The sequence below is a fragment of the Mycolicibacterium sp. HS_4_1 genome (assembly GCF_054515875.1).
On sequence record NZ_CM137261.1, the window covers coordinates 5,110,854 to 5,131,954 of the forward strand.

Here is a 21,101-nt window from a genome sequence, read left to right on the forward strand (position 1 = left end):
GGCTACAACTCCAGCTCCGCCACCAACGCATCGACGACTTCCAGCAGGTCTCCGTCGGTCTCCTCGGCAACCCGGCGCTGACGCTGATACGACCCGCCCAGCGTGTAGATGTCCTCGACGCGCGCCAGCTCGTCAGCGCAATTCAGCGATGCCGCAACGGGTTCCAACCGATTCAGCAGTTCTTCCAGATCATCGGTGACCAGTCGTTCGTTGCTGTCGGCATCCAGGATGATCTCGGCGTCCAGCCCGTAACGCGCTGCGCGCCACTTGTTTTCCTGCACATGCCAGGGCGGCATGGTCGGCAGCTGCTCGCCGGCGTCCAGCCTGCGGTCCAGATCGACGATCAGGCAGTGCGTCAGCGCGACCAGCGCACCGAGCTCTGCGATGTTGGACACGCCGTCGAAAATCCGGACCTCGATCGTGCCAAGATGCGGCGACGGCCGGATATCCCAACGGATTTCGTTCATGTGGTCGATGATGCCGGTCTTGCGCTGGTCGTAGACGAAGCGCTCGAAGTGCGACCACTTCTGGAAGTGGAACGGCAGGCCCGCCGTCGGCAGCTGCTGGAACATCATGGCCCGGTTGCTGGCGTAACCGGTGTCCTCGCCGTCCCAGTAGGGCGACGACGCCGACAGTGCCAGCAGATGCGGGTAGTGGTTGAGCAGCGACGTGATGATCGGCATCACCTTGTGCGCCGACGAGATCCCGACATGCACGTGCACGCCCCAGATCAGCATCTGCCGTCCCCACCACTGCGTGCGCTTGATCAGCTCGGCGTAGCGCTGGCCCTCGGTGAGCTGCTGACTCTCCCATTCCGCAAACGGGTGTGTCCCGGCGCAGAACAGTTCCATGCCGCGCTCCCGCACGATCCGGCGTACCGGACTGAGTGTGGACCGCAGGTCGTCCATGGCCTCACCGACGTTGTCGCACACGCCGCTGACCACCTCAACGGTGTTCCGCAGCAACTCCTTGTGTACGTGCGGTGTTTCGCCGATCTCGGCGATGACCGCGGCGGCCTCATTGCTGAGGTCGCGCGTGCGGGCATCGACGAGGGCGAATTCCCATTCGACGCCGAGGGTCGGTCGTGGCGACCCCGCGAAGTCGATCCGCGGTGGGGTGTGGCTGTCCGCCCTACCCGGCAGAGATGACACCGCAGGCCACGCGCTTACCGGAGTCACCGGTGTTCAACGAGGCCTCGTCCGCACCCGGGGCGGCGCCCTGGATCTGCTGGTACCGGTCGGCCGGGATGTTGCCGAAGTTGTCGGCCTTCTCGTGGATGATCAGCGCGGTCTTGTTGCCCGCGAGGAGCTGCTCGGCAGTGAAGGCGTCGGTGGTGGTCACCAGCTGCCCTTGGCCGTCGCCCCGTACCTGCAGCGAAGCCAGGTCGCCGCTCATCGGGTGCGCGGTGTGGCCGGGCACCTGGAGGTGGCCACCGGCGGACTGGAAGTCGCCCTCGCACTTGCCGGTCGAGTGGATGTGCAGGCCGTGGAAGCCGGGAGCCAGCACGCCGCCCTCGGTCGTCTTGACCGTCAGGGTGGCAAAGCCGCCGTTGAACAGGAACTCGGCGGTAGCGACCGTCGCGCCCTCGGGGGTCTTCAGCTCGGCGACCAGCTTCTCGCCGATCGGGGCGGCCTGCGGGGCGGCCTTTTCACCTTGCCCCTGCGGCGCGTGCTCGACACCGGTCCAGATGGCCGGCGTGGTGCCGGGCTGGGAGGTGGCAACCTGTCCGGGAGGAGCGCATGCGGCCACGACGGGGGCGATGACCGCAGCGGCGGCGAGGAAGCGAATCGGGGCTGAGATCGGCATGCCCGAGAGCCTAACCGGTCACCAGAACGATCACGCCCGGTCCCTTGTCATTCAGCGCGGGGATGCGCGGTTCGACCGGTGCATCGAGGACTTTGCCGACCGCCTCGGCGGCTTCCTTCTCCCCTGCCGCATCACCGAAATACACGGTCGTAGCCGGCGGCGGCGCGTCCACGGTGAGGTTGTCGGTCTCGGTCACGTTCCACTGCTGGTCGTGCAGCTTGTCAGCAACGGTCTTCGCCGCGCCGGCAACCTCGGAGATGTTGAAGACCTTGACGTCGGCCTTGGCGGGCGCCGGCGGCGTCGACGTCGTGCTGGCCGCGGCAGAGGTGGCGCTGGTGGAGCTGCTCGACGAGCTCGACTCGGAGCTGCTGTCCGAACTCAGCGACTGGAACGCCACGAGCAGGAACACAACACCGAGGAACAGCAGCACCATGACCATGGCGCGCAGGGGTAGTCCGGAAGACTCTCGCTGATTCATTGCTCCCCACCTTATCGAGGCGAACCCTCAGGGCAGAAAAGCTAGGTGATTTCGAAACCGAGACGACGCGCGGCCTTGGCCTTCTGCCGGCTGGCCCGCTGCCGGCGCAGCCGCTTGACCAGCATGGGGTCTGCCGCGAGCGCCTCAGGTCGGTCGACCAGCGCGTTGAGCACCTGGTAGTACCGGGTGGCCGACATCGAGAACAGTTCCTTGATGGCGTCCTCTTTGGAACCCGCGAACTTCCACCACTGACGTTCGAAACCAAGAATGTCGTGTTCGCGGCGGGTCAACCCGTCGGCGAGCTCAGAGTCGTCCCCGGATCGCTCAGTACGCGCAATAGCGCCGTCCATTTCGCCCCTGGACCCTTTCTCTGATCTCGGTACATGCCCGCTGTGTTTCGTGCGTCACAACAGATCTGGGACACACCATGTGATTCGGCAACATTCAACCACGGCGAACGGTATTGAGCCGTGATCGTTACCCGCGAGTCGGATCACTAAGATTGCTCGTCATGGCTGTACGTCCAATCTGCATCGTCGGTGACCCTGTTCTGCACACCGCGACCACTCCGGTGGCCGTCGGCACCGACGGATCCCTCCCTTCCGATCTCGCCGAGCTCATCGATGACATGTACGAGACGATGGACAAGGCCAACGGCGTGGGCCTGGCCGCCAACCAGATCGGCGTCGGGCTGCGGCTGTTCGTCTACGACTGCGCCGACGACCGCGGCCAGACCGCGCGCCGCCGCGGCGTCGTGATCAATCCGGTACTGGAGACCTCGGAAATCCCCGAGACCATGCCCGACCCCGACCACGACGACGAGGGCTGCCTGTCGGTCCCCGGCGAGTCGTTCCCGACGGGGCGCGCCACGTGGGCCAAGGTCACCGGCCTGGACGCCGACGGCAAACCCGTCGAGTTGGAGGGCACCGGCCTGTTCGCCCGCATGCTGCAGCACGAGACCGGACACCTCGACGGCTTCCTGTACCTCGACTGCCTGATCGGCCGCAATGCACGGGCCGCCAAGCGGATGGTCAAGTCGAACAAGTGGGGCGTGCCCGGGCTGAGCTGGATGCCGGGTGAGGTCGACGACCCGTTCGGGCACTGATGCCCGTCGGCGGGCGCGTCGGTCGCCGCGTCTCGCTCCGTTACCGGCTTGCGGACTCCGAAGCAGAGGCCTTCACCGACGTCGTCGGTCACATCGAGGCACTCACCCCACTCGTGGTGGTGCGCACCAAATCCGGTGAGCGCGTCGAGGTCAGGCCCGCCGACGTGATGTCGGTTCGCGAGCTGTCGCACGCCCCGGTGCGCAATTCGGAGATTCGCACGGTCGAGCACGCCGCCGCGCTGGCCTGGCCGGGCACCGAGCACCAATGGGTCGACGGCTGGCTGCTGCGCGCCGGAGGCTCGACCAAACGGACCAATTCGGCTGTGCCGCTGCTCTTTTCATCGGATCTGACCGCCCTTTCGGCGATCGCCGACTGGTATGGCACCCGCGGCCTGCAGCCGTGGGTGGCGCTGCCGGAGCGGCTACTGCCCGTCCGGGCAGAAGGTGTCGAGCCGAACCGGATGCTGACCGTCGAATTGTCGGGTGGTTCGGATGTCGCGATGCCACCACACCCTGATGATCGGTGGCTGGCGATCTACGGACAGGACGCGCACGTCGGGGCGCTCAGCGCCGTCGTCGACGGAGAAGTGGCATTCGCCACAGTGGCCGATGCGGCCGTCGGGCGGGTCGCCGTGACCACGGCGCCCGACGGCAGGGTGTGGGCCGGGTTGTCGGACGTCGCAGTCCTCGAGGCGGAACGCCGACGCGGGCTGGGCCGGAAGGTGTGCGCGGAGATGCTGGCGTGGGCGTCGTCCCGCGGTGCGACGCACGCCTACGTTCGGGTGCCCGACGACAATGCGGCGGCCTTGGCACTGGCCGAGTCGATGGGGTTCCGGCTGCATCACCGCGCCAGGTACGTACTGCTGTAACGCCGAAACTACGGTCTCTCGCGCGACATCGTCGGCGCGCGGGAAACCGTAGTCTCGGCGAGCTGCTGGCTGACGCTAGTCAGCGCTGCCGTGGGCCGAACCACCTTGGCTTGCAGCGGATTTCGCCGGAGCAGCCGGCTTCACGGGCTTGGGCTTCTCCGACTTCTGCGTGCTCGGCTTCGTCGACTCGGACTTGGTCGTGTCAGTCTTGGCCTCGGACGTCTTCGTCTCCGACTTGGTAGTGCCAGATTTGGTCGTGTCCGGCTTCGTCGTCTCCGGCTTCGTCGTCTCCGGCTTCGTGGTGTCCGGCTTCTGGTTGTCGGCCTTCGTCGGGGTCGCCGGCGTGGCAGGCGTTGCGGGAGTAGCCGGGGTGGCCGGTGTCTCCGAGCTGGCCGGGGTCGCCGGGGTAGCCGGCGTGGCGGGCGTGGCGGGCGTCGCCGGGGTCGCGGCCGCCTCGGACTTGGCCGGAGCGGTCGGCTTCAGGGGTGTCTCCGCGGTCTCGGAAGTGGTCGCCTTCACCGGCGTCACCGCCAGTGCGGGCTGCGGGATCGAGGTGATCGAGTTGTCTGCGGCGGCTTTGGTCACCGACACCTGGGTAGCGGCAGCCGAAGTCGCAGCAGCCGGGTTCAGCGGATTCCCGGTGCCACTCCAGCCGATGGCCTTGGCCAGGATGCGGCCCAGCGACACCATGGCGCCGATGGGCCCGATGCCCAGACCGTCGATCTGCAGGTCCGTCCCGATGATGTCGGCGTAGACGGTCTGCCCGAGCGAGTTCAAGATCGATCCGCCAAGGCCCTTCTGGTCCCACCCGGTCGAACCGGCGGTGAGCAAGCCGCCGAACTGGATATTGAGCGACTTGATGACGGCATTGTCGTTGAGCGGGATCGTCTTGTTGATCAGCTGCCCCACCACGTCGAGGTTGAGATTGGCGCCATTGAGGAAGCCGTTGACCATGGCGGCCGGGATGTTGATGGCGGTCTGCAGAGCTTTCGCCGCGTCGCCTTGCGACAACGAAGCGCCGATGCTGGTGAGGCTGTTTGCCAGTGCCACCACCGGGCTGATCGCGGGTCCTGCCAGCCCGATCAGAACTCCACTGAGCGGCGAGGCCAGGAAGTTGAACACTTCCTGCACCACGCGGTTGGCAGTTGGGTCCGAGGCAGTCGGAAGCATCTTCGGAATCATCTGCAGGAGGATGAAGTGGAAACCGTCGTTCGAATCGACGGACTGTGAGTTGGTCCCAGGATCGGTGCCCAGCAACGTGGCAGCGGTGATCGCCGACTGGACGTTGTGCCCGATCTGGCCGAGCACCTCGCCGATGTTGCCTGGGTTCTGCAGGATGGCGCCAACGTGGCTGATCTGATTCGCCAGGAACTGCTGCAGCAGCACAGCCGGCGCCGCGGAGACGGCCGCACCGATTTGCTGCGCATTCTGCGACGCGGTGTTGAACGCGTCGAGCCAGGGCTGCAGCGGGTTGTACGCCGCAGTCAGCTGCACAGCGGCGCTGCTGACCGACGGCAACGCGGGAAGATGCGCGGCAACAGGCGCCGACTGCAGCAGCGGGGCGGCGACGACGGCCGCCGTGGCCGCTGCGCAGATACCCGCCTTGGTGTGGCGACGGACCGCAACATGCATGAAGTGACTCCCTTTCTGGGTGGACAAGGTCCTCGGTGATCAACGGCGCGTGTTGCCGCCGGAAGTCGGTGGGCCGCCCCGAGGAGGCGACCCACCGACGGCTGACTACTTGCTCGAACCACCCGAGGTGCTCGAGTCGGCACTATGGCCCGAACTACCCTGGCTTGCAGCGGATTTCGCCGGAGCAGACTGCTTCACAGGCTTGGGCTTCTCCGACTTCTGCTTGCTCGGCTTCGTCGACTCGGACTTGGTCTCGGACGTCTTCGTGTCCGACTTGGTGGCGTCCGACTTGGTCGTGTCGGACTTCGTCGTCTCCGACTTGGTGGTGTCCGGCTTTGTGGTGTCCGACTTGGTGGTGTCCGGCTTGGTGGCGTCCGGCTTGGTGGCGTCCGGCTTGGTGGTGTCCGGCTTGGTGGCGTCCGGCTTGGTGGCGTCCGATTTCTGGTTGTCGGCCTTCGTCGGGGTCGCCGGGGAGGCCGGCGCGGCAGGCGTCGCGGGAGTAGCCGGTGTCTCCGAGCTGGCAGGGGTCGCCGGAGTGGCCGGCGTCGCCGGGGTGGCCGGAGCAGTGGCCTTCACCGGCGTCACCGCCAATGCGGGCTGCGGGATCGAGGTGATCGAGTTGTCTGCGGCGGCTTTGGTCACCGACACCTGGGTAGCGGCAGCCGGAGTCGCCGCAGCCGGGTTCAGCGGATTCCCGGTGCCACTCCAGCCGATGGCCTTGGCCAGCAATTGACCGAGCGACATCAGCGCACCGATCGGCCCGACGCCTTGGCCGTCGATCGGCAGGTCGAGAGGGAAACCCATGACGCCGGTGGTGACGACCTGACCGAGCGAGTTGAGGATCGAACCGCCGATGTTATTGGCGGCACCGGTGACGGGGTCCACCCCGGTGACGCCGGCAGTCAGCAGCCCGCCGAACTGAATGCTCAGATCGTGCAGGGTCGTCTCGTGGGTCAGGAGTCCGGAGCCGTTGATCAGTGGCACCAGCGCGCCGAGGTTGAGGTTGGCGCCGTTGAGGAAACCGCCGACCACATTCGCCGGAATGTTGATCAGGTGCTGCAGTGCGGCCATTGCGTCACCCGTTGACAGCGCCGCGCCAGCTGCGGTGAGGGTATTGACAAGTGCCACAACCGGACTGATTGCCGGACCCGCCAACCCGATCAGGACACCACTGAGCGGCGAGGCAAGAACGTTGAGGACCTGGGTGATCACCTGCGTCGCACGCGGGTCGTTCTCCGTCGGGAGCAACTTCGGCATGATGTTGAGCGCCATGTAGTGCCAGCCATCGAGCGATCCGAAGGCCTGACCGGTGTTGTAGTCGGTGTTCAGCAGCGTGGCGGCTTGCACTACGGACTGCACGTTGTTCACCACCTGGCCGAGCACGGCCCCGATGCTTCCGGGATTCCGCAAGATCGCACCGAGATGGCTTACCTGGTTGGCCAGGATTTGTTGGAGCAGGACGGCCGGCGCCGCACCGAAGCTGCTGCCGATCTTCTGCACATTCGCCGAAGCCGTGTTGAACACGTCCAACCAGGGCTGCAGCGGGTTGTACGCCGCAGTCAACTGCACAGCGGCGCTGCTGACCGATGGCAACGCCGGAAGATGTGCGGCGGCGGGCACTGACGGCAACAGCGGGCTGGCCACAATGGCCGCCGCTGTCGCTGCACAGATACCCGCCTTGGTATGGCGACGAACCGCATCGTGCATGAACAGACTCCTCAATGTGTGTGCTTACTGGCCGGTAATTTACCGACGAGTAACTCAGTTAATCCAGAGCTTTTGACGAACTCGTAACGAATCGATAGCGACGGCACGAGCCCCACAGCCCACGCAAAGCCAGTTTGCGTATTAGCCGGTAAACCTACGTTCATAGGCCCGCTAACCTTCCGGGCAAATGGCCAGTCGGCAAACCCATTTAGTGCGGCCGGGCAACCGCTCAGCAAGCCCCCGGGGACGGGTGCCAGCCAACTTGACATATGACAATTAGTAATGCTCAGACGCGTTTTTTTGCCGTGACTCATCACACAATCCACAGGGATCGTGACCGACGTCTCACAAGCGTCGGCCGCGTTTGGTGAACTCAATCGGGACGCCCCAATTCCTCATCCGAGCAAATCAGCAATGGGCGCGATCGGGACCCGGGAGCGGTTGCTGCCCTCGCGCGTCACAGCGGGCGGTACGACCGCCAACCGGTGTCCACATACTGAGACGAAATCTGGGTCGGGACGTCCCCGGCAATAGCTGTGATCGCCATTCGGGTCTGCGCGGGGTACGACCGCCGACGCTGACCGACACTTCGCCAAGTATCTTGGACCGGCGGTGGAATGCACCGAAGAGTCAGGCTGGTCAGGGGTTGCGGGTGCAAGAGAATGCGGCGCTGTCGGCCGCCGAGTTGCTCGAACTCAACCGTGACGTTCAGGGCTCGCGCGCAGTCCGGCTGCTGGCCACCAACAACCTCGGGGTGTACGTCACCCTGATGGAGCGCCACCTCAGTGACGGCATGGTCGCCGAGACCGATCTGGTGGTTCGGCTGGAACGCGATCTGGCAGCCCTCGGCGAGGCCGACGACCAGCTCGGTCAGTCCGGCCTCGCGCTGATCAAGTCGTGGGCCAGCCAGGGCTGGGTGCATCGAGTAGCCGAGACGCGAGCCGGCGCCGAACGCAACGTCTGCTACCTGACACAGGACGCTCGACGCGCACTCGACTTCGTCCGCGGTATGCGCCGCGGCGACAGCATCGCCACCGGCGGCTCGATCGCCGGTATCGCATCCCGCATGCGCCAGATCGCCACCCGCGCCGGGAATGACCCCGACCGTATCCGCGCCGGCATCGAAGCCGAGATCGCCGCGCTGCACCGCGAGCTCGACGAGTTGGAAGCCGGACTGCGCCCCGAGCCCGACGTCACCGACATGTACGACGAGGCCCGCGCCATCGCGCTGCAGATGGAACGGTTGATCACCGACATCGGCCTTTACGGCACCATGATCGAGCAGGCCACGCAGGCGCTGGACGATCCGATCGACACCAACATCGAGTACCGCGACCGGCAGCGCCAGATGTACGCCGACTACCAGGCCGCGTGGGATTCGGCGGGCCGCGATTCACACCGGGCGTTCCTGCGGATGATCAACGACCCCGACCAGCGCGCGGAGTTCGAGACCGATATCGCCACCGTCGCGTCGGCGCTCCCCGAGCTGGACCCGGCGTTGCGCAAGGTGATGGCCGGGTTCTTCGAGTTGATCGGCCACCAGATCGACGAGGTCGAACGTATCCAGCAGCGGTGCGCGCAACGAGTGAAGCGGTTTACCGCGTTCGGCACCATGGAGTCCAGCCGTGGTGTGGCGCGCCAGCTCAACGAGGCCATCGGTGCGGCCCGCACGCTACTGAAGTCGTCCCTGACCGACTCCCGGCTGGACATCGAAGTCCCGTTGGCCCGGCACGCGATCAGTTCGATCGGTGCGCTGAGCTTCAAGATCGGCGACCTGTCGGCACCCAAGCCGGCCGAAGCGGCACAGGGCGACATCGACCTCTCCAGCTTCGCCGCGCTGACCACCCAGGTCGATGCACCGGCGATGTCCGAGATGCTCAACGCCGCGGTCACGCGCCGCCCGGTGTCCCTGGCCGAGGCCGTGGAGCTGCTCGATTCGGCGTACCTGGGTCACGTCATCGTGTTGTGGTCCTGGGCCCTCAAGCAACCCGCGACGCCCGGAGGCGACACGAGTGACAACACAATGTCGGTACGGTTCCGCTCGCTCGACGGTCGGGACCGCGAGATCGAGGTGCCGTATCTGATGTTCACCGAGCCTGTTGCTGTGGCAGGAGCCCTACATGACTAGCTTTGGCGGAGCCAAATATGAGCGATAGCCCTATCGATTTCGCCTCGCTCCCTGAGGTCGACGGCGCCAGCCGGGTGGCTGGACAGCGTCGTCCGCGGTTCGACGGCGACGTCAGCGCCATGCCGGACCGCGCCTGCTGGGCACTGCAGCACCTGCTGACCCGCCGCTATATCAGCAGCGAATCCGACCGCGATATCTACAGCTGGATCCTGGAGTACCGCAACGAATTGTCGGTGCGACTGTCCGAACTCGATCTGCAGCTGCGCATCTCCGAAAGCGTCGACATCGCCTTCATCGAGCAGGCCCGCTATGAGTCGGCCAAGGGCATCAAGCTGCTCCGCCGTGAACCGCTGGGCACCTACGACTCGATTCTGGCGCTGCACCTGGCGCAGATGATGCGCGCCGGCGGCGACCAGAGTTTCCTGATCACGCGCGACGAGATGCACGGCATGTTCACCGGCGTACTCAACGAAACCGACCGCGACGCGGTGACTTTCACCGCCCGCATCGACGCGGCCATCGCCCGCCTGACCGGTCTCGACATCCTGCGCCGCAGCCGCGACGACGAGGACAGCTACACCGTGAGCCCCGTCATCACCGCGGTGATGACGGCCTCAGTGATCACCGAGTTGCAGCAACAGTTCGAACAACTCACCAGCGGAGGGGCCGACACTGATGGCTGAACAGTTCCACCTGTCCCGCCTCCAGATCATCAACTGGGGTGTCTTCGACGGCTACCATTCCGTGCCGTTCAGCGCCGGTGGATCGTTGATCGCCGGCGCGTCCGGCAGTGGTAAATCGTCACTGCTGGATGCGATTTCGCTGGGCTTCCTGCCGTTCAACCGGCGCAACTTCAACGCCTCCGGCGACAACACCGCGGCGGGCTCGAGCGCCGGCCGCCGCACCGTCGACAAGTACGTCCGGGGCGCGTGGGGCCAGCGCAGCGACGCCGGTACCAGTCAGGTGATGTACCTGCGCGGCGACGGCACCACCTGGTCCGCCGTCGCCGTCACCTACACCAGCAACACCGGACGCACCATCACGGGACTGGTGCTCAAATGGCTGACCGGAGAATCACGTTCGGATTCGTCGAGCCGGTTCGTCATCGGCGACGGCGATCTGGACATCGAAGACGTCTGTAACCGGTGGGCCGCGGGCCGATTCGATACCGGAGTCTTCAAAGACAATGGCTGGCGGTTCACGACCAAGGTCGAGTCGCAGTACCTGGCGCAGCTGTATGCCTCGATCGGGATTCGCGCGTCGGACGCCGCGCAGCAGCTACTGGGCAAGGCCAAGTCGCTGAAAAGTGTTGGTGGACTGGAGCAGTTCGTTCGCGAGTTCATGCTCGACGAGCCGGACAGCCTGGCCCGGCTGCCCGAGGCGCTCAAGCAGATCGATCCTCTGGTCGAGGCCCGTGAACTGCTCGCGGTGGCCCAGCGCAAGCGCAAGATCCTCGGTGACATCGAGGCCATCCAGGTGCGGTACGCCTCCGAGTCGACCGACCTCGGGATCATCGATCTGGTCGACCTGCAGATGGTGCGGGCCTACACCGATCATGTCCGGCTACGGCACTGCCCCGCCGAGATCGAGACGCTCGATGCGACCATCGATCAGCTGGAGAACGAGAATGCCGACCTGACCCGGCAGCTGAATCTGGCCAAGGCCGAAGGTGATTCGCTCAACGCCCAGATCAGCGGCGCGTCGGCGAATGTCGGCCCGTTGCAGGCACAGGTCAACGCGGCTGAGGCGCAGGCCGACGAGGTGGCCCGCCGGCGCGCGGGATATGAGGAGATGGTGACGGCGCTGGGCGTGGAAGTGCCCGACACCGCCGACGAATTCTGGAACCTGCGGGAGGAGCTCACCCGGCAGGCCACCGAGATGCTGGGCAAGCTGGAGTGGGGTCGCGACGCCTCCACCGATGCGGAATACGCGCAGAAGTCGGCGCGGATCCTGCGTGACAACGCGGCCAAGGAGCTCAAGCGCGTCGAGCACGTCGGATCGGCACTGCCCGAATCCGCGGTGACGATGCGTGACCACATCTGCGCGGGCGTCGGTATCGATCCCGCCGAACTGCCCTATGTCGCGGAGCTTTTCGACCTGCAGCCCGAGCACACCCGGTGGCGCCTCGCGGTGGAGAAGGTGCTGCGCTCGGTGGGCCTGCGGTTGCTGGTGCCCGATCAGCACTACGCCAAGGTGCTCCGGTTCGTCAACGAGACCAACATGCGCGGCCGGCTGGCGCTGCACCACGTCCGGGCCGGCGCTTCCGGCCGCGAGGCCGAGCCGAACACGTTGGCGGGCAAGCTGTTCCTGGTCAAGCCCAAGCATCCCTGTGCTGCCGAGGCCGCCGACGTGATCGCCGCGGCCGGCGACCACATCTGTGTGGACACCCCCGATGTGTTCGTGCGGTTCCGCCGCGCCGTCACCGATACGGGTCTGTACAAGGACTCCGACCGGTTGGCCATCAAGGACGACAGGCGCCCGATCAAGCCGTCCGAGTACATCTATCAGGGCGACATCGGCGCCAAGCTGGAGGCGCTGCACGCCGAGCTCACCGAGGCTGAGGAGGCCTTCAACACAGCGCGGCGCGCCGCGGATGAGATTGCGGCGCAGCGGCAACGGTGGCGCGACCGGGCGGCAGCCTGCAGGGCCGTCTACGAGCAGTTCCCGCAGTGGAGCCAGATCGACACCGACACCGCCGAGGGCCACGCCGACCGGCTCCGCGAGCAGTACGAGCTGCTGCTGGCCGAACACCCCGACATCGAGGCGTTGTCGGCTCGCGCCGAGGAGTGCTGGGTCGACATCCAGACCCTCATGACGCGGCGCGGCGCCATCCAGACCCGGCGCGACGACCTGGACGCCCGTCGGACCAAGCTGATGGACCTGCAGGACCGGCTGTCGCCCGCCAACGTGTCGGAGCAGGCCACAGATCTGTTGCGCCGCTACGCCGCTGACGTTCCGGTACCGCTGGAGCTGCTCAACCCCGAGCCGCACCGCGAAGCGCTGTTCGCGGCCATCCGCCGCGAACGCGACCAGCTCACCGAGAGCCGGCGGCGCTCCTACGAGGAGTTGTCCCGCATCGTTGCGACGTTCGACACGTCGTTCCCGGACGCTATCCCGAACGACTCGGACGACTTCGATGAGCGAATCTACGACTATGTCGCGGTCTGCCGTCACATCGACGAGCGCGAGCTGCCCGACGCCTACGACCGCATGATGCGGCTCATCACCGAGCAGGCGCCCGACGCGATCCTGACCCTGCACCGCGTCGCCGAACAGGAGACCCGGCGGATCAGCGAGCAGATCGATCGGGTCAACACCGGCCTGGGCGCAGTGGAATTCAACCGCGGCACCCGCCTGACGCTGCGCGCGAACCCACGCAGCATGGTCGCCGTGTCCGAGCTGACCGACATCGTCAAGGCCATCTCGCGACGCATCGCCGAGGTGGGACTGGGCGACAAGAAGGCCATCCTGGATCAGTACGCCGACATCCTGCGGCTGCGAAACCGGTTGGCCGGCAACAGTCCCGAGGACCGGGCCTGGACCCGGGACGCACTCGACGTGCGCAACCGGTTCACGTTCGACTGCGCCGAATGGGACGTCGCGAACGACGAACTGATCCGCACGCACAGCAACGCGGGCGACAACTCCGGTGGCGAGCAGGAGAAGCTGATGGCCTTCTGCCTGGCCGGGGCGCTCAGCTTCAACCTGGCCAATCCCGAAAGCGGCGACAACAAGCCGGTTTTCGCGCAGCTGATGCTCGACGAGGCGTTCTCCAAGTCCGACCCGCAGTTCGCCTCGCAGGCACTGCAGGCGTTCCGCAAGTTCGGCTTCCAGCTGGTGATCGTCGCAACGGTGCAGAACGCCACCACCATTCAGCCGTATATCGACGGCGTGGTGATGGTGTCCAAGTCCGAGGCCACCGGCCGCAACGCCCGTCCGGTCGCCAATGTCGCCACCAAGACCATCACGGATTTCACCGCCCTGCGCCGGGAACTGAAAGTCCCCCAACCTGTCTGATCGGAGCGTCATGCGTATCGCCACCTGGAACGTCAACTCCATCCGCACCCGGGTCGACCGGGTCACGGACTGGCTGTCCCGCGCGGACGTCGACGTGCTCGCCATGCAGGAAACCAAGTGCAAGGACGACCAGTTCCCGACCATGCCGTTCGCGGCGCTGGGATACGACGTCGCGCACGTCGGGCACAGCCAATGGAATGGCGTGGCGATCGCGTCGCGTGTGGGGCTCGAGGACGTCCAGATCGGTTTCGACGGCCAACCGCAATGGCAGGACGCCGACGAGGCCCGCGCCATCGGAGCCACCTGCGGTGGGGTCCGGGTGTGGAGCCTGTACATCCCGAACGGCCGGACGCTGGCTGATCCGCACATGCCCTACAAGCTGAAATGGCTTGCCGCGTTGCGGGATACCGCCACCGGCTGGCTGGCCGACGACCCATCGCTGCCCCTGGCCCTGATGGGCGACTGGAACATCGCGCCGACCGACGAGGACGTGTGGGACATGGCGGTGTTCGAGAATTCGACGCACGTCTCCGAGCCGGAGCGCGCGGCGTTCCGCGCCATGAACGACGCCGGATTCGTCGACGTGGTGCGGCCGTTCACCCCGGGCCCGGGCGTCTACACCTACTGGGACTACACGCAGCTGCGGTTCCCCAAGAAGCAGGGCATGCGCATCGACTTCGTCCTGGGCTCACCGGAATTCGCGACCCGGGTCACCCACGGTGAGATCGTCCGCGAGGAGCGAAAAGGTAAGCAGCCCAGCGACCATGCGCCCGTGCTGGTGGAATTGGCGTAGTCGATGGCGGCCCTTCCGATCGTCTACGCCCCCGGCCCGGCGAGCCGGCGCGCCCGCGTCATCCACTTCTTTGCGAACCTCCTGTTGGCCCGCATCCTGATTCGCGCCCTGACGACGGCGGAGTTCGAAGCCACATCGCTACGCATCGAGCGGGTGGGACGCCGCGTCAACCGAATCGCCCGGCTGCAGCGCGTTCGGCCCTACCACAGATTCCGCCTGGTCGCGGACAATTGGAATGGCCTGCCGGTCGAGTCCGTCTCACTGCTGAACCTTCCCGCGTCGACAGCGAACGGCGTCATCCTCTACTTCCATGGCGGCGGTTTCGTCCTCGGCGATCTGAACACCCACATCCACGCTGTCGCCACCCTCGCGCGGACCACCAGACTGCCGGTGATGCATGTCGCGTATCGGCAGTACCCAGAGGTCGATCTGGCGACGACCATCGCGGACTGCCTCGGGGCGTACCGACAGCTGCTGAGCCAGGGCATCGATCCGGCCAAGGTCATCATCGCCGGAGACTCGGCCGGTGGCTTCCTGGCCTTCGCGACCGCGCAACGCGCGCCGAAGCACGGATTACCCACTCCCGCAGGAGTTGTCGGCATTTCGCCTTTGCTCGAATTGGACAACACGGCGCGACGTGCGCATCCGAACGCTCGTACCGATGTGTTCGGCATCTCCACGGTCCTGCCGGTGCTCAGCGACCGCATCTGCCCCGGCGCGGATCTGGCGCAGCTCGAACCCATGTCGGGGCCCATGGATGCCATGCCGCCGTCGCTCATCGTCGCGTCGGCGTCAGAGGCGCTCTTGAGCGACGCCATCCGGATGCAAGAGAGACTGAGCGAGGCGGGGCGCAAGTGCGAGGTCGCGGCCTGGCCTCGCCAGCTGCATGCCTTCCCGGCCATCTTCCCCGGGCTGCCGGAAAGCCGTCAGGCGTACGCGCGGATCGCGCGCTTCATCTCCGAATGCCTGGCCCGCTAGCCATTCAGAAGCTGTTCAACCGATTCGACGAGCGCTTCTTCGACTCTGCGTAGCGGCAATTCCGACTTGGTCGCCTGCGACATGACGATCGCGCCCTCGATCGCGGCGACGGTCAGGGTCGCCTGACGTTCGGCATCTTCTGTCGACAGCCCGGCGGTTTCGAGACCGGCCGCGATCCGCTGTTCCCAATCGAGAAAGACGTCACCGGCGGCATCGGCGGCCGCCGGCGCCTCGGTCCGGCCGAGCGCCGCGGCGAGAATCGGACATCCGACTTCGAAGTCGCTACTGGTCAGATTCGCGATCCACATGGCGACGAACGCTCGCAGCGTTCCGACCGGACCCTGTTCAGCGAACAGCAGGTCGATGCCGTCCGCCAGCGTCTTACCGGCCGTCACGGTCGCATCGGCCACGAGTTCAGCCTTGCCACCGGGGAAATTCAGGTAGAGCGACCGCCGCGCGGCGCCACTGCGTTCGAGCAGCTGGCTGAGCCCCGTTGCCGCGACGCCTTGGCGCCGAATCAGATCGATGGCTGTGACGACGAGCCGGTCGCGGGCACTCATGTGACGTAACTCCCTGTCCTTCGGCATTGTCGGTACACCAGTCGGTCTACTAGCGTCTGCCTCCAATAGTAGACCGAACGGTTTAGTTTTGGTCTGGAATCGAGGGGGTCCGGGTGGGACACAACAGCAGGTTTTTCGCCGCCACCAGCCGTTTCTGTGCCAAATGGGCATGGATCGTCATCGGCTTCTGGGTAGCGCTGGCCGGAATCCTGAACGTCGCCATCCCGCAGCTCGAGCAGACCGTCGCAGCGCGCTCTGCGCCGTTCATGCCGGCAAATATCAAGGCAGCCCAGACGTTGCGTGAGATGTCCGACGCGTTCGGCGTCCCCCGGTCGTCCGCGGTGGGCAGCGTGGTGCTGGTCGACGAGCGCGGCATCAACGCCGCCGACGAGGCCCTGTACCGGGATATCGTCACCACCCTGCAGCGGGACAAGACCAACGTCGCCTACGTGCTCGACACCTACGACAATCCACAGTTGCGCGATATCGCGCTCAGCCCTGATCACAAGGCGATCAACCTGGTGCTCGCCGGCACCGGTGATGTGGGGTCGACGAAGGCGCACAAGAACACCATCGAGATCCGCGATCATCTCCAGGCGCTGCCCAAACCGCCCGGGGTCGGGGTGTATCTCACCGGGCCGTCGCCCACGCTGGCGGATCTGTTCAGCGCCATGGACTTTTCGCTGCTGATCATCACCGTGGTATCCGTCCTGCTGATCACGCTGGTGCTGCTGATGGTCTATCGGTCGCTGGCCACTGCAATGGTCCCGTTGTTGACCATCGGCATCGCGCTTGGCGTGGCCCGCCCCATCGTGTCGTTGCTCGGCATGAGCGGGACCCTCACAGTCTCGAACTTCACCATCTCGCTGATGACCGCGATGCTGCTCGGCGCCGCCACCGACTACGCCATCTTCATCCTGGCCGGCTATCACGAAGCCCGGCGCAGCCAGGTGCCCGCCGCTGATGCGATAGCTCAAGCCGGACAGCGGGTTTCGGGCATCCTGATTGCGTCGATGTTGACCATCGCAGCGGCCGCCACCGCGATGGGGTTCACCGAGCTGGGCATGTTCAAGGCCGCCGGTCCACCGATCGCCATCGCGATCGTCGTCGGCCTGGCCGTCTCGATGTCACTGCCCTACGCCCTGCTGTCGATCCTGAGCGGGCGCGGACTGGCCGAACCGCGGCCCCTCAACGACCGCCGCTGGCGCCGGATCGGATCCATCATGATCCGCCGGTCCGGCGTGCTGGTGACCGCGTCGCTGGTGCTGTTGCTCGCTGCCGCATCGGTTCTGACCACCTTCCGGGTGAACTTCGACGAGAACTCCATGCAGCTCGACGACACCGAGAGCGCCATCGGCTACCAGAAGACCTATGCGCACTGGGGCGTCAACGAGGCGGCGCCGGAATACCTGATTGTCTCGGCCGACCACGATATGCGCAACACCGACGATCTGGCCGTGCTCGACCGGGTCGCGGGACGCCTCGCCGCGATGCCCGAGATCGCGTACGTCCGCTCGATGACGCGTCCGGCCGGAAAACAGTTGTCGCAGACCACCATCGGCTACCAGGCCGGGATCATCGCCGACCGCCTCGGTGACGCCAAGAACCAGGTCACCAAGGCTGTCCCCGACATGCACCGGCTGGACTCCGGCGCGGCCCAGCTGCGCGACGGTGCCGCCTCCGCGGTGACCCAGATTCCCCAATTGGTTTCGGGCATCAGGCAAGTGACGGGTCTGGCCCATCAGGTACTCGACGGGTATCAGGCCGCCGGCGCAGGGCTGTCGACTCTGACCGACGGCACCGTGGACGTCCAGTCGGCGCTGGCCGATCTGAGTTCCTCCACCGGATTGCTCGATGCGGCGTTGCAGGCCATCGACGGCAACGTTCAGGTCGCCGAAGCCGGCCGGCTGGTGAGTTCGGCACTCGGCTCGGCACTATCGCCGCAGCCCGGTCCGGACTGTCTGCTGAACCCGGTGTGCAGCCGAGCCCGCGCGGACATCGCGGACCTCGACTCGATCTCGGGCGGCGCGGTCAGCCGAGCACTGTTGCAGGCCCAGCACCTCACCGCGATCCCGCAAGTCACAGCCGACAAGGTTCGTGCCGCGGAGCCGGCGATTCGAGATGCGTTGGCCACGTTGCAAAAAATGGTCGCGAATCTGCCCGGCGGTTCGCCGGCGCAGGCCCGTACCCAGCTGACCGAGCTGGTGCGCGGCGCCGATCAACTGAGCGCCGGGATGACCCGCCTGGCCGTCGGGCTCGATCAGGTCAAGGGCGGCGTGGACCGGGTTGTCGACATGTCCGGCCGGCTCACCGACGGGCTCGGCCAGGCGACGGACTATCTGTCGACCTTGAGCACCCACACCGCCGACGGCCCGGCCTCCGGTTTCTACCTGCCGCCCCAAGGCTTTTCCGACCCGGCCTTCCGCGCCGCGCAGGATCTGCTGTTCTCGCCTGACGGCAAGACGGCACGAATGCTGATCGTCTGGAAGATCAACCCGTACAGCGCGCAGGCCCTGGACGCATCCCGCGCACTGGCGCCGGCCGCCGCCCAGGCGGCATCCGGAACCTCTTTGCAGTCAGCACGTTTCGCCAGTACCGGCCTCGCTTCGCTGTCAGCCGACATGCGCGATCAGGTGTGGCACGACTTCGCCGTCTACGGCATCGTCGCGATCCTCGGTGTACTCCTGGTGTTGATCGTGCTGTTGCGCAGCATCCTCGCGCCGGTGTTCATGGTTGCGGTGGTGACACTGTCGTTCGCCGCCGCCGCCGGAGTCAGTGTGCTGGTGTGGCAGCACCTCATCGGAGTCGACGTGGACTGGTCGGTGTTCCCGGTGTCCTTCATGGCGCTGATTGCCGTCGGCGCGGACTACAGCATGCTGTTCGCCGCACGCATCCGCGACGAGTCCGCCGACGGCATGATCCGCGGCATCCTGCGCAGCTTCGGCAGCACCGGAAGTGTCATCACCACCGCCGGAATCGTGTTCGCGCTCACCATGTTCGCGCTGATGAGCGGGCGAGTGGTCAACCTGCTGCAGATCGGTTTCACCATCGGCATCGGTCTGCTCATCGATGTCACCCTGGTACGCACAGTCCTGGTGCCGGCGGCCATGGCGATGATCGGCAACCGCATCTGGTGGCCGAGCAAGCCCACAGCGGCCGACGGGCACTCCGCAACGACAGACTTGGAGCACGGTCCCGTAACCGTCGACGCTTAGGTGACCTAGCCAGTGGAGCCCCGGGCCTGACATCTGTGTCAGGCCCGGGGAGCCTCGGCGGTTAGGTCGCCTAATTACTCATCCGCCGGTTTCGGCTAGTCGGGCTAAGCGTCGGCGATCCCCGCCCCCACGGTGCCACGTGGCGCCAATCCTGCTGCGGCACTGCTATTTAGGCACCCTAACCGTCGCCGGTGCCGGGCTCCTGTCGGCGGGGCTTTCTTGTCGGTGGGCGGGCGTAGGGTCGCAAGTATGTTCGAATCGAACGGTGATCCCCACGCTGCGGCCGCGGCGGTCGACGCGATCACCCTCGCCACTCGTGAGGAGAACGCTGCCGGGGCGCGCCGGCTGGCGGCGATCAGTGATTTGTGGGTGCTACGGGCTCCCGATGATGATGTGGAAAAGCGGTATTGGGCGATCGACGGGTATGCCGGACTGATCGTGGAAGTGGCCGCCGCGCTCGGGGTGTCCCGCAAACGCGCGCAGGCGCAGGTGGACCGCGCGGTGACGTTGCGTACCCGCCTGCCGAAGGTGGCAGCGGTCTATGCCAAAGGCCTGATCGATGCGGTGATGGTCGCGATGATCGTCTCGCGCACCGACCTGATCATCGACGACGACGTCGCCGAACAGGTCGACGCGGATCTGGCCGCGAGAATCGTGGCGTGGGGGCGGTTGTCGAAACCGAAGATGGAGCAACGTATCGATGCGATCATCGCTGCCTCCGATCAGGCCGGGGTCCATGCACCCCGGCCCCCGTCACAAGCCCGCTACCTCGATATTCGTGCTTGCGGCCCGGGGTGCGCCAGTGTCTGCGGAACAGTGGATGCGGCGACCGCCGCGGTGCTCGACGTGGTCCTGGACGACTTGGCACGCGGGGTATGCCGCAACGATGGGCGGTCCCATGATCAGCGGCGTGCTGCCGCCATCGACGCCCTCGCCCGCGGCGACCGGCTGCGGTGTGCGTGCGGGGAACCTCACTGCGCGGCAGCAGCCACTGCGGATCTGCCCGCTGCGACCGTGGGTACCCGCGCGGTGATCCACGTGATCGCCGGCGCCGACACCCTCGACGGCGGCGCGCCGGGATTGCTGCCCGGATATGGGCAGATCCCGGCCGAGCAGGTCGCTCGCCTCGCCGACGGCGCGACCATCCGCCAGGTGGGCGTTCCGCCGGATGCGGCCGAGCCGCGCTACCGGCCCTCGGCCAAGCTGGCCGAGTTCGTCCGCTGCCGCGACCTGACCTGCCGCTTCCCGGACTGTGACCGGCCCGCGCAAGCGTGCGACATCGACCACACCGTGCCCCACCCAGCAGGGCCGACCCATCCGTCCAATCTCAAAGCCCTGTGCCGGTTTCATCATTTGCTGAAAACCTTCCACCACTGGCGCGATCAACAATTCCCAGACGGGACAGTGGTGTGGACCGCCCCCACCGGGCACACGTACATCACCAAACCCGAAGGCGCGCACTGGTACCCACAACTGGCCACACCGAGTGGCACGCCCGAAGTCAACCAGGAGCCGGTGCGTACACCGGGCCGCGGGTACTGCATGCCCAAACGCAGACGCACCCGAGCCCAAGAACGCCAGGAACTCATCAATGAAGCCCGGATGATCAACGAAGAACGCATCGCGACAGAGGAGTGGCGCCGCCAGCGCGAACTCGAACAAGCCCTCGCCGCAGAAGAAGACTGGGACCAACCGGCACCGTTCTAGGCGCGGCAGGACGGACGCTCATATGGGAGTGGCCTGTGATGACCGACCGTGGCCGATCCTGTTGTGGCTAAACCAGTTCAGGAACCCTCAGGTGTGCGAAGGCCAC

Annotated in this window: 16 protein-coding genes; 9 read left to right on the top strand and 7 right to left on the bottom strand. The window is 66.2% G+C overall.

From position 1 onward, the window contains the following. Window positions 1-2: 2 nt before the first annotated feature. Genes ACX12F_RS24755 through ACX12F_RS24770 form a run of 4 tightly spaced genes read right to left on the bottom strand, consistent with a single transcriptional unit; the run spans window position 3 to window position 2,634 of the window. Window positions 3-1,151, bottom strand: a complete 1,149-nt coding sequence (locus tag ACX12F_RS24755) for a glutamate--cysteine ligase (RefSeq protein WP_459366917.1) — start codon at window positions 1,149-1,151, stop codon at window positions 3-5. Then, window positions 1,132-1,806 (bottom strand): superoxide dismutase[Cu-Zn], encoded by a 675-nt coding sequence (gene sodC, locus ACX12F_RS24760; RefSeq protein ID WP_459366918.1) that lies wholly within the window; start codon window positions 1,804-1,806, stop codon window positions 1,132-1,134. Before sodC ends, ACX12F_RS24755 begins: the two co-directional genes overlap by 20 nt. Window positions 1,807-1,816: 10 nt before the next feature. Further along, window positions 1,817-2,284, bottom strand: coding sequence for a LytR C-terminal domain-containing protein (locus tag ACX12F_RS24765; protein ID WP_459366919.1), 468 nt, complete (start codon window positions 2,282-2,284; stop codon window positions 1,817-1,819). A gap of 41 nt (window positions 2,285-2,325) precedes the next feature. Next, a complete protein-coding gene (locus ACX12F_RS24770; RefSeq protein WP_138232568.1) occupies window positions 2,326-2,634 on the bottom strand; it encodes a nucleoid-associated protein NapA in 309 nt (102 codons plus the stop codon). Between the two features lie 161 nt (window positions 2,635-2,795). Here ACX12F_RS24770 and ACX12F_RS24775 point away from each other — a divergent pair, with 161 nt between their 5' ends. Continuing rightward, on the top strand, window positions 2,796-3,389 hold the full coding sequence (locus ACX12F_RS24775) for a peptide deformylase (RefSeq protein WP_459366920.1): 594 nt from the start codon (window positions 2,796-2,798) through the stop codon (window positions 3,387-3,389). After that, complete coding sequence (locus tag ACX12F_RS24780; protein WP_459366921.1) at window positions 3,389-4,258, top strand: N-acetylglutamate synthase, CG3035 family; 870 nt, start codon at window positions 3,389-3,391, stop codon at window positions 4,256-4,258. The genes ACX12F_RS24775 and ACX12F_RS24780 overlap by 1 nt, the downstream gene beginning before the upstream one ends. A 75-nt stretch (window positions 4,259-4,333) precedes the next feature. Here the strand turns inward: ACX12F_RS24780 and gjpA (ACX12F_RS24785) are convergent, their stop codons facing one another. Further along, window positions 4,334-5,890 carry an outer membrane porin GjpA gene (gene gjpA / locus ACX12F_RS24785; RefSeq protein WP_459366922.1) on the bottom strand — a complete coding sequence of 519 codons (1,557 nt, stop codon included), beginning with the start codon at window positions 5,888-5,890 and terminating at the stop codon, window positions 4,334-4,336. Between the two features lie 105 nt (window positions 5,891-5,995). Beyond that, the gene (gjpA, locus tag ACX12F_RS24790; protein ID WP_459366923.1) at window positions 5,996-7,597 is read right to left on the bottom strand and encodes an outer membrane porin GjpA; all 1,602 of its coding nucleotides are present in this window, start codon (window positions 7,595-7,597) and stop codon (window positions 5,996-5,998) included. A gap of 652 nt (window positions 7,598-8,249) precedes the next feature. Between gjpA (ACX12F_RS24790) and ACX12F_RS24795 the strand changes: the two genes are divergently transcribed. Genes ACX12F_RS24795 through ACX12F_RS24815 form a run of 5 tightly spaced genes read left to right on the top strand, consistent with a single transcriptional unit; the run spans window position 8,250 to window position 15,513 of the window. Next, window positions 8,250-9,725, top strand: a complete 1,476-nt coding sequence (locus ACX12F_RS24795; protein WP_459366924.1) for a DUF3375 domain-containing protein — start codon at window positions 8,250-8,252, stop codon at window positions 9,723-9,725. A 17-nt stretch (window positions 9,726-9,742) separates the two neighbouring features. Next, entirely contained in the window at window positions 9,743-10,408 is a 666-nt protein-coding gene (locus ACX12F_RS24800; RefSeq protein WP_459366925.1) for a DUF4194 domain-containing protein, read from the top strand. Beyond that, window positions 10,401-13,742 (top strand): ATP-binding protein, encoded by a 3,342-nt coding sequence (locus tag ACX12F_RS24805; RefSeq protein ID WP_459366926.1) that lies wholly within the window; start codon window positions 10,401-10,403, stop codon window positions 13,740-13,742. Before ACX12F_RS24800 ends, ACX12F_RS24805 begins: the two co-directional genes overlap by 8 nt. Window positions 13,743-13,752: 10 nt before the next feature. Next, on the top strand, window positions 13,753-14,535 hold the full coding sequence (locus ACX12F_RS24810) for an exodeoxyribonuclease III (protein WP_459366927.1): 783 nt from the start codon (window positions 13,753-13,755) through the stop codon (window positions 14,533-14,535). Window positions 14,536-14,538: 3 nt separating this feature from the next. Continuing rightward, the gene (locus ACX12F_RS24815) at window positions 14,539-15,513 is read left to right on the top strand and encodes an alpha/beta hydrolase (protein WP_459366928.1); all 975 of its coding nucleotides are present in this window, start codon (window positions 14,539-14,541) and stop codon (window positions 15,511-15,513) included. Here ACX12F_RS24815 and ACX12F_RS24820 read toward each other — a convergent pair. Then, on the bottom strand, window positions 15,510-16,073 hold the full coding sequence (locus ACX12F_RS24820; protein ID WP_459366929.1) for a TetR/AcrR family transcriptional regulator: 564 nt from the start codon (window positions 16,071-16,073) through the stop codon (window positions 15,510-15,512). The genes ACX12F_RS24815 and ACX12F_RS24820 overlap by 4 nt on opposite strands. A gap of 113 nt (window positions 16,074-16,186) precedes the next feature. Here ACX12F_RS24820 and ACX12F_RS24825 point away from each other — a divergent pair, with 113 nt between their 5' ends. Together ACX12F_RS24825 and ACX12F_RS24830 are read left to right on the top strand one after the other, a co-directional pair. Further along, a complete protein-coding gene (locus ACX12F_RS24825) occupies window positions 16,187-19,288 on the top strand; it encodes an MMPL family transporter (protein WP_459366930.1) in 3,102 nt (1,033 codons plus the stop codon). Between the two features lie 249 nt (window positions 19,289-19,537). Continuing rightward, entirely contained in the window at window positions 19,538-20,995 is a 1,458-nt protein-coding gene (locus ACX12F_RS24830; RefSeq protein WP_459366931.1) for an HNH endonuclease signature motif containing protein, read from the top strand. Window positions 20,996-21,101: the final 106 nt, after the last annotated feature.